Source organism: Galbitalea sp. SE-J8 (assembly GCF_030345695.1).
Classification (GTDB): Bacteria; Actinomycetota; Actinomycetes; order Actinomycetales; family Microbacteriaceae; genus JAUASV01.
Genome location: NZ_JAUASV010000015.1, coordinates 18,038 through 30,221, shown reverse-complemented (window position 1 = coordinate 30,221; position 12,184 = coordinate 18,038). Strand labels below are relative to the sequence as shown.

Below are 12,184 nucleotides of genomic sequence, written 5' to 3'. Positions count from 1 at the left end.
TCCCCCGCGTCAGACGACGAGCGCGAGCTCGCGCCGGGCGGATCGCTCGAGACGGATGCCGAGGGCTCGCGCCGCGCGCACGAGGGCGCCGGCATCCGTCGCCTCGATCCCGGCGACGCCGAGCGCGCGCACGAGCTCGCCCTTGCCCTTCTTGTTGAAGTGGTTGAGCGGCCGGCGCAGCCCGTCCGCGGTCTCGGTGACGACGCGCACCGTGACGAACCGGTCGTCGTCGGGCAGCGGCCCGAGCGCGGCGTAGGCGTGCGATCGCAGGTCGACGACGAGGCCCTCGGTCGACGCGAGCGCGTCCGTGATGGCGGCGGACCAGTGCCGCTTGAGCGGAATGCCGGGCAGCCGCGAGTCGTGCGAGAGCCGGTACGCGGGCAGCCGGTCGAGCGCGCCCACGAGGCCGAACAGCGCCGAGTGCACGAGCACCGAGTCCCCGAGCCAGGCGCGGGCGGGCTCGGGCAGCGCGGGAGCGTCGAGCGCCTCGAACAGCACGCCCGTGAATCGGTCCACGGCGGGCATCGTGGCGGCCGTGCGGACGACGCGGTTCCGGGCGACCTCGGCGCTCTGGCGGGGCGAGATCCGCAGCGCGGCGAGCGCGGCATCCGTCGAGCCCGAGAGCTGCTCGAGGGCCGCGATCGCCGCGCGGCGCTGCGGTGCGAGCCCCGGGAACGCGAGCGCGGCGAGGTCGAGCGGGCGCCCCGGATCGCCGCCGTCGCGCTTCGTCTCGGACGGCGGCAGCAGCAGCCGCATCAGCCGCGCAGGAAGGCGAGCGTGCGTTCGACGCTGTGCGCGATCGGCTCGATCGAGTCGACCCGCACGCGCTCGGCCCGGGCGCTCGCACCGGTCCACTCGCCGTACTCGTCGAGGCTCTGCTCGACCTGGTGCCACTGCGGCTCGGCGATGTGCGGCAGTCGGCGGTCCCTCGCCTCGAGGCGCTCGCGGTGCACGCGGGCGTCGGAGCAGACCACCTCGACGAACCGCAGCGTCGTGCCGCGACGTGCCGCGAGGCCGACCCACTGCTCGCGCGCCGCATCCACGGCGTTCACCGCGTCGACGATGACGCTCTGACCCGAGCGCAGGATCGACTCGGCGAGCTTCTCGGCGACGAGGTAGGCCGCGAGACCGGTCGGCTCGTCGGCGTCGATGCCCGCCGACAGGATCGCCGACTCGATCGGGTCGACGGAGATCACGGCGAGGCCGAGCACGCGGCCCACCTCGTCGGCGATCGTCGACTTGCCCGATCCGGGCAGGCCCGCCATCGCGATCAGCACGCTGCGCTCCTCGGGGTCGGGACGGTGGCGAGACGCCGATCGCGGGGAGCCCGGCCGGGCCCGCCCGCGATCGGCACGGAAGACGGTGCGGCGCTCAGACGAGGGCCGCGTTGCGCGCGACGATCGCGACGACGTCGTGGTCGACGGAGAGGAAGCCGTCCTCGGCGTTCGCGGCCACGACCTGGCCCGCGGTCGTCGTGACGCGCACCTCGCCCGCGGCGAGGACCGCGAGGATCGGCTCGTGCCCGGGCAGGATGCCGATCTCGCCCTCCGTCGTGCGCGCGACGATCTGGCGGGCCGCGCCCGTCCAGACCTCGGCGTCGGCGGAGACGACGCTGACCTGAAGGTCGGCCATGATCAGCCGTTCTCCTTCTGGATCTGCGCCCACTTCTCCTCGACGTCGCTGATCGCGCCGACGTTGAAGAACGCCTGCTCGGCGACGTGGTCGAACTCGCCCTTGGCGATCGCGTCGAACGACTCGATGGTGTCCTTGAGCGGCACCGTGGAGCCCTCCACACCGGTGAACTTCTTCGCCATGTAGGTGTTCTGCGAGAGGAACTGCTGGATGCGGCGCGCACGCGACACCGTGATCTTGTCCTCCTCGCTGAGCTCGTCGACACCGAGGATCGCGATGATCTCCTGCAGCTCCTTGTTCTTCTGGAGGATCTGCTTGACCGTGGTCGCGACACGGTAGTGGTCGGCGCCCAGGTAGCGGGGGTCGAGGATGCGGCTCGTCGAGGTGAGCGGGTCGACGGCCGGGTAGAGACCCTTCGACGCGATCTCGCGGCTGAGCTCGGTCGTCGCGTCGAGGTGCGCGAACGTCGTCGCCGGCGCCGGGTCGGTGTAGTCGTCGGCGGGCACGTAGATCGCCTGCAGCGAGGTGATCGAGTGGCCGCGCGTCGACGTGATGCGCTCCTGCAGCAGGCCCATCTCATCCGCGAGGTTCGGCTGGTAGCCGACCGCGGAGGGCATCCGGCCGAGCAGCGTCGAGACCTCGGATCCCGCCTGCGTGAAGCGGAAGATGTTGTCGATGAACAGCAGCACGTCCTGGTTCTGCACGTCGCGGAAGTACTCGGCCATCGTCAGCGCGGAGAGCGCGACGCGCAGGCGCGTTCCCGGCGGCTCGTCCATCTGGCCGAAGACGAGCGCGGTCTTGTCGAAGACGCCCGCCTCCTCCATCTCGCCGATGAGGTCGTTGCCCTCACGCGTGCGCTCGCCGACGCCGGCGAACACCGAGACGCCGCCGTGGTCCTGCGCGACGCGCTGGATCATCTCCTGGATGAGCACGGTCTTGCCGACGCCGGCGCCGCCGAACAGGCCGATCTTGCCGCCGAGCACGTACGGCGTGAGCAGGTCGATGACCTTGATGCCGGTCTCGAACAGCTCGGTCTTCGACTCGAGCTGGTCGAAGCGCGGCGGCTTGCGGTGGATCGGCCAGCGCTCGGTGATGTCGAGCGACTCGGTCGGCACGTCGAGCGACTCGCCGATGACGTTGAAGACGTGCCCCTTGGTGACGTCGCCGACGGGCACGGAGATCGGGGCGCCGGTGTCGCGCACCTCCTGGCCGCGCACGATGCCGTCCGTCGGCTTGAGCGCGATCGCGCGCACGACGTCGTCGCCGAGGTGCTGGGCGACCTCGAGGGTGATCTCGTTCGACTCGTCGCCGATCGTGATCGTCGTCTTGAGCGCGGCGTAGATGTCGGGGATCGCGTCGTGCGGGAACTCGACGTCGACGACGGGTCCCGTCACGCGGGCGACCCGGCCGACACCGGGCGTCGCGGCGCCCGGCTCGGCGGCCGGCTCGGCCCCTGAGCGACGCTGTGCGGTTGCGGTAGCCATGGGTTCTGTCCTGTTCTCTTCTTCTTCGAGTTACTTCGCCGAGGAGAGTGCGTCGGCGCCGCCGACGATCTCGGAGATCTGCTGCGTGATCTCGGACTGGCGGGCGTTGTTGGCGAGGCGGGTGTAGTCGCGGATGAGCTTGTCGGCGTTGTCGCTCGCGGACTTCATCGCCTTCTGCGTCGCGGCGTGCTTCGCGGCCGACGACTGCAGCATGGCGTTGTAGAGCCGGCTCTCGATGTAGACCGGCAGGAGCGCGTCGAGCACGTCGGCGACCTCGGGCTCGAACTCGTACAGCGGGAACGGTCCGGCATCCGTGTCGTCGGCGACCCCCTCGACGACCTCGAGCGGCAGCAGGCGCACCGTCTCGGGCTCCTGGGTGAGCATCGACACGAAGCGGTTGTAGACGATGTGGATCTCGTCGACGCCGCCCTCATCCGTCGGCTGCACGAACCGGCCGACGATCGCCTCGGCGATCTCGTGCGCGGTCGCGATCGTCGGGTTGTCGGTCTCGCCGATCCACTCCCGCTCGAAGGGGCGCCGCCGGAACGCGAAGTACCCGACGGCCTTTCGGCCGACCAGGTAGTGCACGACCGTCTTGCCCTCGCCCTCGAGCCGCGTGCGCAGCTCGCTCGCCTCGCGGATCACCTGCGAGTTGAACGGGCCCGCGAGGCCGCGGTCCGACGTGAACAGCACGATGGCGGCGCGCGTCGGGTTCTCGGCCTCGGTGGTCAGCACGTGCTCGACGTTCGAGTAGGTGGCGACCGCCGACACGGCGCGTGTCACGGCGCGCGCGTACGGGGTGGACGCCTGAACGCGCTGCATCGCCTTCTGGATGCGCGACGCCGAGATGAGCTCCATGGCGCGCGTGATCTTCTTCGTGGTCTGCGCGCCACGGATCTTCTGGCGATAGACCCGGAGTTGAGCTCCCATGGATTCCTCTTAGCTGATGCTCGTCGAACGACCGGGCAGCGCGTTCAGCGCTTGCCCTTGACGATCTGCGCCTGGTTGATCTCGTCGTCGGCCAGGTTCTCGAACTGCTCCGTGCCGGCACCGGATGCGGCGGCCGTGGTCTGGAACTCGAGGTTGAACCGGTCGACGGCGGCCGCGAGCGCGGCGGTGGTGTCGTCGTCGAGCACGTTGGTCTCGCGCAGCGTCTCGAGCACCTCGGTGTTGCGCGCGAGGTAGTCGTGCAGCTCGGACTCCCAGCGCAGCACGTCCTCGACGGGCACCTCGTCGATCTTGCCGTTCGTGCCGGCCCAGATCGACACGACCTGCTTCTCCACCGGGAACGGCGAGTACTGCGGCTGGCGCAGCAGCTCGGTGAGGCGCGCGCCCCGCGCGAGCTGGCGGCGCGACGCCGCGTCGAGGTCGGATGCGAACATCGCGAACGCCTCGAGCGAGCGGTACTGCGCGAGCTCGAGCTTGAGCGTGCCGGAGACCTTCTTGATGCTCTTCACCTGGGCGTCGCCGCCGACGCGGGACACCGAGATGCCGACGTCGACCGCGGGACGCTGGTTGGCGTTGAACAGGTCGGACTGCAGGAAGATCTGGCCGTCGGTGATCGAGATGACGTTCGTCGGGATGTACGCCGAGACGTCGTTCGCCTTCGTCTCGATGATCGGCAGGCCCGTCATCGAGCCCGCGCCGAGCTCGTCGGAGAGCTTCGCGCAGCGCTCGAGCAGCCGGGAGTGCAGGTAGAACACGTCGCCGGGGTAGGCCTCGCGGCCCGGCGGGCGGCGCAGCAGCAGCGAGACGGCGCGGTAGGCCTCGGCCTGCTTCGACAGGTCGTCGAAGACGATGAGCACGTGCTTGCCGCCGTACATCCAGTGCTGGCCGATGGCGGAGCCGGTGTAGGGCGCGAGGTACTTGAAGCCCGCGGCATCCGAGGCGGGGGCCGCGACGATCGTCGTGTACTCGAGCGCGCCGGCGTCCTCGAGCGCACCCTTGACGGATGCGATCGTCGAGCCCTTCTGTCCGATCGCGACGTAGATGCAGCGCACCTGCTTCGTCGGGTCGCCGGTCTCCCAGTTGGCCCGCTGGTTGATGATCGTGTCGATCGCGATGGCCGTCTTGCCGGTCTGGCGGTCGCCGATGATGAGCTGGCGCTGGCCGCGGCCGACGGGGATCATCGCGTCGATCGCCTTGATGCCGGTCTGGAGCGGCTCGTGCACGCTCTTGCGCTGCATCACCCCGGGCGCCTGCAGCTCGAGCGCGCGGCGCCCCTCGGTCGCGATCTCGCCGAGACCGTCGATCGGGTTGCCGAGCGGGTCGACGACGCGGCCGAGGTAGCCGTCGCCGACGGGCACGCTGAGCACCTCGCCCGTGCGGGTGACCTCCTGGCCCTCCTCGACACCGGTGAAGTCGCCGAGCACGACGACGCCGATCTCGTCCTCGTCGAGGTTGAGCGCGAGGCCGAGCGTGCCGTCCTCGAAGCGCAGCAGCTCGTTGGCCATGACGCTCGGGAGACCGACGACGTGCGCGATGCCGTCACCGGCGTCCGAGACGTGGCCGACCTCGGTCGCCGAGGCCGAACCGGGCTCGTACGCCTTGACGAAGTCCTTGAGCGCGTCGCGGATCTCGTCGGGGCTGATGGTCAGATCTGCCATTGTCCTGTTCCTTGGTTTCGTGATGTTCGCGGCCTCAGCGTGCGAGCTGCAGCTTGAGGTCGGAGAGCTTGGATGCGACGGTTCCGTCGATGACGTCGTCGCCGATGCGCACGCGCACCCCGCCGACGACCGCGGGGTCGACCACGGGGTTGATGCGCACGGTGCGGCCGGCGGACGCGGTGAGCGCCGCGGCGAGCCGGTCCAGCTGCGCGGCGGACAGCGCGGTCGCGGTCGTGACGATGGCGAGCGTCGTGCCGGACTGCTCGGCGACGATGCGCGTGGCATCCGCGATGAGCGTGCCGATGCGGCGACCGCGCGGCTGGCGCACGAGCTGCTCGAGGATCGCGATCGTCTGCGGCGAGGCCTTGCCCGACACGAGCGCGCTCACGAGCGACGCCTTGCCGTCGGAGGAGCCGAGCTTCGCGGAGATCGCGAGCTCGAGCTCCTGATCGGAGGCGACCGCAGCCTCGAACGCGAACAGCTCGGCGTCGACCGAGGCGGTGTCGGGCGCCGATGCCGCGAGGGCACGGATGCCGGCCTCCTCCAGGCCCGCGAGCAGATCGTCGGAGTCCGACCATCCGCTCGACACGGCCGCGGAGACCACGGCGCGAGCCGTCGCCGTCGTGGCGCCGAACAGGCGGTCGACGAGCGCCGACTTCTCGCCGGCCGCGATCGACGGATCGGTCAGCACGCCCTGCAGCTGGGCGGAGTCGCCGATGACCCGTCCGATCTCGAGGATCTGCTCGCCCGTCGCGAGGTCGGCGTCGCCGGCCGCCGCGAGGGCGGCGAGCGTCGCCGACCGCGCCTGTGTCGTCGCGGAACCCATCAGCGGCTCGCCTTCTCCTCGGCCTCGAGCTCGGCGAGGAAGCGGTCGACGACGGCCTGGGCCTTCGTGTCGTCCGACAGCGTCTCACCGATGACGCCCGAGGCGAGATCGATGGCGAGCGAGCCGACCTCGGAACGGAGCGAGACGAGCGCCGCCTGGCGCTCCGCCTCGATCTGCGTCTGCGCGTTCGCGGTGATGCGCGCGGCATCCGCTGCGGCCTGCTCCTTGACCTCGGTCGCGATCGCGGTCGCGTCCAGGCGCGCCTGCTCGCGGATGCGGGCGGCCTCGGCCCGCGCCTCGGCGAGCTGCTTCTGGTACTCGTCCTTCGCGGCGGCGGCCTCGGCCTGCGCGGCCTCGGCGCGCTTGATGCCGCCCTCGATCGCCTCGCTGCGGGCGTCGAGCACCGCGTTGAAGCGGGGCAGCACCTTCCAGATGAAGACGACGAGGATGATGACGAAGGCCACCGCGCCCCAGAACAGGTCGGGAGTCTCCGGGAGGACCGGGTTCGGACCCGACTCCTCGTCCGCGAGGACCGCCGACGCCAGGAATGCCGTGTGCATCCTGTTCTCCTTAGGTCAGTGGTGGGCGGGGACTACTGCGCGGGAACCGCGAACGGGATGAAGCCCGTCGCGATCGCGACGAAGGCGAGCGCCTCCGTGAACGCGATGCCGAGGAACATCAGACCGGTGAGGCGGCCCTGGAGCTCGGGCTGGCGCGCGACCGACTCGATCGTCTTGCCGACGACGATGCCGACGCCGATGGCCGAACCGATGGAGGCCAGGCCGAACGCGATCGGGGCGAGGTATCCGGCGATCATGGGGGTTTCCTTTCGAGGGTGGATGGGTTCCGGCGTGGTGCCGGAGGTTCAGTGCTCGTCCGCGAGCGCGAGCTGGATGTAGACGGCGGCGAGGAAGGCGAAGACGTAGGCCTGCAGGGCGGCGACGAGGATCTCGAACAGCGTGAACGCGAAGCCGAACGCGACGGTTCCGGCGCCGAGCAGGCCGATGAAGTCGCCGTGCGGCAGCAGGCCGAACAGGAAGAACCAGCTCGCCGACCAGCACAGCACGAGCAGCAGGTGGCCCGCGACCATGTTCATGAGCAGTCGGAGGGTGAGCGTGACCGGGCGCAGGATGAAGGTCGAGATGAACTCGATGGGCGTCACGATGATGTACAGCCCCGCCGGCACGCCCGCGGGGAACAGCGAGTTCTTGAAGAAGCGCGCGCCGTGCTTGCGGATGCCCGCGTAGATGAACAGCACGTACGACACCACGGCCATCACGAGCGGCAGGCCGATGAGCGACGTTCCCGCGATGTTGAACGGCGTCACGATGCCCGTGATGTTCATGCCGAGGGCGACGAAGAAGATCGTCATGAGCGGCGCCATGAAGCGGCGGCCGTCCTTCTCGCCGAGCGTCTCGATGACGATGTTGTTGCGCACGAAGCCGAGCGCGAACTCGAGCGCGGCCTGCGGGCGCCGCGGAACGATCGACATCCGGCGCGTGCCGAGCAGCAGCACGATCACGAGCACGGCGACGACGATGAGCCGGATCGCCATGATGCGGTTGAGCTCGAAGGGGGTGCCCTCGAACAGCAGGGCGCCGGGATAGAACTCGTCGAGCGAGGGCGCGTGGAACACCGGCCCGTCGTCGTCTGCGGCGACGACGGCAGGCGCGAGCAAGCCGAGAGCGTTAGATAGCAGCGCTGTCTCCGAACATCGGGGCGTGCGGGTCGCACGCGACGAAAGGAAGAGGGGGAACCGCAGGTGAACGCGGCCCTGGCAACCCTATCAAGAGTTCCCGGGACCGGCGTACCGTCCGGCGGCTAGGACGGGTCGCCCGGGAGCTTCGCGTCCGTGTAGGGAACGCGAGATCGGGAGATCGCCACGGTGTCGACGACGAGCGAGCCGAGCACGGCCGCCACGATCGACCAGAACAGCACCGTGCCGTTGATCCAGTCCTGGCCGCGCAGCGCGAGGGCGAGCGCGAAGAACACCGCGAACTTGACGAACAGGCCGCCGAGGATGATCGCGAAGTACGCCGGGTTGAGCATGTCGCCGCGGGTGAGCCGCGTCGCGACGATGATGCTCACGGCCGTGAGGCCGAGGAACACCGCGGCGGACACGGCGCCGACGAGGCCGCCGAGGAGACCGCGCGAGCCGTCGACGGCGAGTCCGATGCCGCCCCCGACGAGCGCGACGGCGACCGCGAGCAGGCCGCCGCCGATGAGCACGCGACGGAACAGCGCCACGGGGGTCTGGGGCGGCCGGGGGGCCGGAGTCGGCGCGGTCACAGGGAGGTTCCCTTCGTCGGGGATGCGGGCGTCGGGGACGACGTTGAGGGAGCGGGCGCGGATGCCGGCGTCGGCTTCGCGGCGGAGGCGACCGGCGCGGACTGCACGGGGGTCTCATCCGTCGGCGGCGCGTCGAGCGGATGCCGCCGCAGCAGCGGCACGATCGTCGCGACGCCGCAGACCAGCACGCCGGCCGCGATGATGACCGTCGCCCCCTCCCACGGCAGCACGATGTAGGCGAACACGCCGAATGAGATGACCGCCGTCCAGCCGTAGAAGATGAGCACGGCCTGCAGGTGCGAGTGGCCGATGTCGAGCAGACGGTGGTGCAGGTGCAGCCGGTCGGCGCTGAACGGGCTCTTGCCGGCGCGCAGCCGGCGGATGACGGCGAGCGCGAAGTCGAGCAGCGGCAGCACCAGGATCGCGACGGGCAGCAGGATCGGGATGAACGCGGGCAGCAGCTGGCGGCCGCCCCAGCTCTGCGTGTCGGTCGTCGTCGTGACCGTGATCGCCGAGGCCGCCATGAGCAGGCCCACGAGCATCGCACCCGAGTCGCCCATGAAGATGCGCGCCGGGCGGAAGTGCGGCGGCAGGCGGAAGTTGAACGGCAAGAAGCCCGCGCACGCGCCGATCAGCACGGCGGAGATGAGCGCCGCGAGGTTGAAGTACTCGCTCTGCCCGACGAACACCGACAGCGTGAAGCTGTAGAGGAAGAACACGCCGTTCGCGATGATCGCGACCCCCGCGACGAGCCCGTCGAGGCCGTCGATGAAGTTGACCGCGTTCATCACGAGCACGACCGCGAACACGGTGATCCCGAGCGAGACGGTCGAGGGCAGGATCGCGACGGCGCCGAACACCGGCAGCGTCGTGATGGTGACACCCGAGTACGCGAGGATGCCGCCCGCGATCACCTGGCCGGCGAGCTTCGTCCACCACTCGAGGTCCCAGAGGTCGTCGACGACGCCGATGACGACGATGAGCAGGCTCGCACCGAGGATGCCGAAGATCTTCGAGGGCTCGGAGAAGATCAGGTCGAACCGGCCGAGCCCCTCCGGGCTGCCGAGCCAGCGCAGGCCGCCGAACTGGCTCGCCGCGCCGAACGCCGCGAGCACGCCGAGGAACATCGCCGCGCCGCCGAGCCGGGGCGTCGGGCTCTCGTGCACGTCGCGCGCGCGGATCTGCGGGTAGAGCCGGAAGCGCAGGCTCAGCCGCAGGATGACCCAGGCGAACACGAACGCCACGACGGCGGCCGTCGCGGCCGCGAGCAGGTACAGCCTCACCGGGCGACCCGGCTCACGGCGCGTCCAGGGCGGCGCGGACGGCGTCGTCGGAGATGACGCCGTGCCGCACGATGCGGATCGGCTCGCCGCGCAGCAGCGGGGTCGCGTCGACGATCGTGGACCCGGGGTCGCGGTGGGCGGCGCCGGGGCCGGCCGCGCCGTCGTGGTCGGCACCCGCCGCTCCGCCGTCGAGGTACACCGCGACGCTGTCGCCGAGCATCGCCTCCGCCTCGGCGGCGGTCGTCGCGGCGGGCCGGCCGGTGAGGTTGGCGCTCGAGACGGCGAGCGGGCCCGTCTCGCTCAGCAGCTCGAGCGCGATGCGGTCCGCGGGCATCCGCAGCGCGACCGTGCCGTGCGTCTCGCCGAGATCCCAGGCGAGCGAGTCCCGGGCGGGCAGGATGATCGTGAGGCCGCCGGGCCAGAACGCGCGCACGAGGGTGCGCACCTCATCCGGCACCTCCTCGGCGAGCGCGTCGAGCGTCGGGATGCCGGGGATGAGCACGGGCGGCGGCGACTGGCGGCCGCGGCCCTTCGCGTCGAGCAGCCGCTGCACCGCGGCCGGCTGGAACGCGTCGGCCGCGACGCCGTAGACGGTGTCGGTCGGGATGACGACGAGCTCGCCGCGCCCGATCGCCGCCCGCGCGAGCCGCGTGCCGGTGAGCAGGTCCGCCGGAACGGTGCAGTCGTAGATGGCGGACATATCCCGCCCATGATAGCCAGCGGCCCCGAGCACCGATCGGAGGCGAGTAGCGTGGAGAGAGCCGTGACTCTCTATCTGTTCGACTTCGACAAGACCCTCTACGCCTACGACTTCCGTCGCCGCCTGCCCGAGCTGGCCCGCGTCGCGGGAGTGTCGGAGTACCGGCTGGCGAGCCGCTGGTGGGCGCGCGGGCTCGAGCTGCGCGCCGAGGCGGGCGAGTTCCCGACCGCCGACGAGTACCTCGACGCGTTCGCGCGCGAGACCGGCAGCACGCGGCTGACCCTCGCGCAGTGGGCGCGTGCCCGGCAGCTCGCCTCGCACCCGAACGCCGGCGTGGTCGCCGAGCTGACGGCCGCGCGGGACGGCGGCGCGACGGTGTCCCTGCTGTCGAACAACCCGTCCGTGTTCGAGGCCGCGCTGCCGATCATCGCGCCCGACGTCACCGGCATCCTGGCCGGCAACGTGCTCGTGAGCGCAGGCATCGGCATCCGCAAGCCCGCTCCGCACGCCTTCGAGATCGCGCTCGATCGCTACGGCGCCGAGGCGGCCGAGACGTTCTTCGTCGACGACTCGGCGGACAACGTCGCGGGCGCGCGCTCGATCGGCATCACCGCGCACCACTACACCGGTGACGACGACGCGCTGCACGCCGCGATCGCCGCGTTCCAGGGAGCGCGCGTGTGAGCCTGCTGTTCGTCTTCGACATGGACAACGTGCTCTACGACTACGACTGGCGCGCACGGATGACGCTGCTGTCCGAGCTGACCGGTCACGACCTGCCCGAGCTGCGCCGCCGCTGGTGGAACGAGGCCGGCGAGTGGCACGCCGAGCGCGGCGGGTACGACGCCGACGAGTACGTCGCCGCGTTCTCGGCCGCGATGGGCCGGCCCGTGTCCGAGGCGGAGTGGGTGCGCATCCGCGCCGCCGCGATGCGCCCGTGGCCCGACTCGATCGACGTCGTGCGGCACGCCGCGACGCTCGGCCGGGTGAGCCTGCTCACGAACAACGGGCCGCTGACGCTGCGGCACCTCGACGCGCTCGCGCCCGAGCTCGTCGAGGTGTTCGGCGACGACCGGTTCACGTCGTCGCACTACGGCGCGCGCAAGCCCGAGCCGATCGTGTTCGAGCGGGTGCTCGCGGCGTACGGCGCCGACGCCGCCGACACGTTCTTCGCGGACGATCTGCCCGAGAACGTCGCGGGGGCGGCATCCGTCGGCATCACTGCGCACCTGTTCACGGATGCCGCGCGGATGCGGGCCGCGGTCGACGCCTTCGCGGCGTCGCGCTCCCCCGGCCGCGCCCCCGCCCGCGAGACGTCCCGATCGGGGCCACTCGCCGCCCAGGACCGGTAGATCGCGACCGCC

Annotated in this window: 15 protein-coding genes; 2 read left to right on the top strand and 13 right to left on the bottom strand. The window is 71.1% G+C overall.

What is annotated here, in order from left to right:
• Positions 1-9: 9 nt before the first annotated feature.
• From QT381_RS10610 to QT381_RS10550, 13 genes are all read right to left on the bottom strand, one after another.
• On the bottom strand, positions 10-756 hold the full coding sequence (locus QT381_RS10610; protein ID WP_289248912.1) for a YaaA family protein: 747 nt from the start codon (positions 754-756) through the stop codon (positions 10-12).
• Complete coding sequence (locus QT381_RS10605) at positions 756-1,277, bottom strand: P-loop nucleotide/nucleoside kinase family protein (protein ID WP_353889767.1); 522 nt, start codon at positions 1,275-1,277, stop codon at positions 756-758. The genes QT381_RS10610 and QT381_RS10605 overlap by 1 nt, the downstream gene beginning before the upstream one ends.
• Before the next feature lie 94 nt (positions 1,278-1,371).
• A complete protein-coding gene (locus QT381_RS10600; protein WP_289248911.1) occupies positions 1,372-1,632 on the bottom strand; it encodes a F0F1 ATP synthase subunit epsilon in 261 nt (86 codons plus the stop codon).
• A 2-nt stretch (positions 1,633-1,634) separates the two neighbouring features.
• Positions 1,635-3,116: a F0F1 ATP synthase subunit beta gene (gene atpD, locus QT381_RS10595; protein ID WP_289248910.1), complete on the bottom strand. Its 1,482-nt coding sequence runs from the start codon at positions 3,114-3,116 to the stop codon at positions 1,635-1,637.
• A gap of 30 nt (positions 3,117-3,146) precedes the next feature.
• A complete protein-coding gene (locus QT381_RS10590) occupies positions 3,147-4,046 on the bottom strand; it encodes a F0F1 ATP synthase subunit gamma (protein WP_289248909.1) in 900 nt (299 codons plus the stop codon).
• 44 nt (positions 4,047-4,090) lie between these two features.
• A complete protein-coding gene (gene atpA, locus QT381_RS10585; protein ID WP_289248908.1) occupies positions 4,091-5,722 on the bottom strand; it encodes a F0F1 ATP synthase subunit alpha in 1,632 nt (543 codons plus the stop codon).
• Between the two features lie 34 nt (positions 5,723-5,756).
• Positions 5,757-6,548, bottom strand: coding sequence for a F0F1 ATP synthase subunit delta (locus tag QT381_RS10580; protein WP_289248907.1), 792 nt, complete (start codon positions 6,546-6,548; stop codon positions 5,757-5,759).
• Positions 6,548-7,108, bottom strand: a complete 561-nt coding sequence (locus tag QT381_RS10575; protein WP_289248906.1) for a F0F1 ATP synthase subunit B — start codon at positions 7,106-7,108, stop codon at positions 6,548-6,550. The genes QT381_RS10580 and QT381_RS10575 overlap by 1 nt, the downstream gene beginning before the upstream one ends.
• 32 nt (positions 7,109-7,140) lie before the next feature.
• Positions 7,141-7,365, bottom strand: a complete 225-nt coding sequence (gene atpE / locus QT381_RS10570) for an ATP synthase F0 subunit C (protein ID WP_289248905.1) — start codon at positions 7,363-7,365, stop codon at positions 7,141-7,143.
• A 48-nt stretch (positions 7,366-7,413) separates the two neighbouring features.
• Entirely contained in the window at positions 7,414-8,226 is an 813-nt protein-coding gene (gene atpB / locus QT381_RS10565; RefSeq protein WP_289248904.1) for a F0F1 ATP synthase subunit A, read from the bottom strand.
• A gap of 143 nt (positions 8,227-8,369) precedes the next feature.
• Positions 8,370-8,837 carry a Cg1360 family ATP-synthase-associated protein gene (locus tag QT381_RS10560; RefSeq protein ID WP_289248903.1) on the bottom strand — a complete coding sequence of 156 codons (468 nt, stop codon included), beginning with the start codon at positions 8,835-8,837 and terminating at the stop codon, positions 8,370-8,372.
• A complete protein-coding gene (locus QT381_RS10555) occupies positions 8,834-10,120 on the bottom strand; it encodes an MraY family glycosyltransferase (protein WP_289248902.1) in 1,287 nt (428 codons plus the stop codon). The genes QT381_RS10560 and QT381_RS10555 overlap by 4 nt, the downstream gene beginning before the upstream one ends.
• 13 nt (positions 10,121-10,133) lie before the next feature.
• Positions 10,134-10,820 (bottom strand): L-threonylcarbamoyladenylate synthase, encoded by a 687-nt coding sequence (locus QT381_RS10550; RefSeq protein ID WP_289248901.1) that lies wholly within the window; start codon positions 10,818-10,820, stop codon positions 10,134-10,136.
• Between the two features lie 63 nt (positions 10,821-10,883).
• Between QT381_RS10550 and QT381_RS10545 the strand changes: the two genes are divergently transcribed.
• Positions 10,884-11,504: an HAD-IA family hydrolase gene (locus tag QT381_RS10545; protein ID WP_289248900.1), complete on the top strand. Its 621-nt coding sequence runs from the start codon at positions 10,884-10,886 to the stop codon at positions 11,502-11,504.
• A complete protein-coding gene (locus tag QT381_RS10540) occupies positions 11,501-12,172 on the top strand; it encodes an HAD family hydrolase (protein WP_289248899.1) in 672 nt (223 codons plus the stop codon). Before QT381_RS10545 ends, QT381_RS10540 begins: the two co-directional genes overlap by 4 nt.
• Positions 12,173-12,184: the final 12 nt, after the last annotated feature.

Coding starts and splice junctions, on each gene's coding strand:
- atpE (WP_289248905.1), bottom strand. CDS start 7,365: ATGATCGCCGGATACCTCGCCCCGATCGCGTTCGGCCTGGCCTCCATC.
- QT381_RS10550 (WP_289248901.1), bottom strand. CDS start 10,820: ATGTCCGCCATCTACGACTGCACCGTTCCGGCGGACCTGCTCACCGGC.
- QT381_RS10575 (WP_289248906.1), bottom strand. CDS start 7,108: ATGCACACGGCATTCCTGGCGTCGGCGGTCCTCGCGGACGAGGAGTCG.
- atpD (WP_289248910.1), bottom strand. CDS start 3,116: ATGGCTACCGCAACCGCACAGCGTCGCTCAGGGGCCGAGCCGGCCGCC.
- QT381_RS10580 (WP_289248907.1), bottom strand. CDS start 6,548: ATGGGTTCCGCGACGACACAGGCGCGGTCGGCGACGCTCGCCGCCCTC.
- atpA (WP_289248908.1), bottom strand. CDS start 5,722: ATGGCAGATCTGACCATCAGCCCCGACGAGATCCGCGACGCGCTCAAG.
- QT381_RS10600 (WP_289248911.1), bottom strand. CDS start 1,632: ATGGCCGACCTTCAGGTCAGCGTCGTCTCCGCCGACGCCGAGGTCTGG.
- QT381_RS10610 (WP_289248912.1), bottom strand. CDS start 756: ATGCGGCTGCTGCTGCCGCCGTCCGAGACGAAGCGCGACGGCGGCGAT.
- QT381_RS10590 (WP_289248909.1), bottom strand. CDS start 4,046: ATGGGAGCTCAACTCCGGGTCTATCGCCAGAAGATCCGTGGCGCGCAG.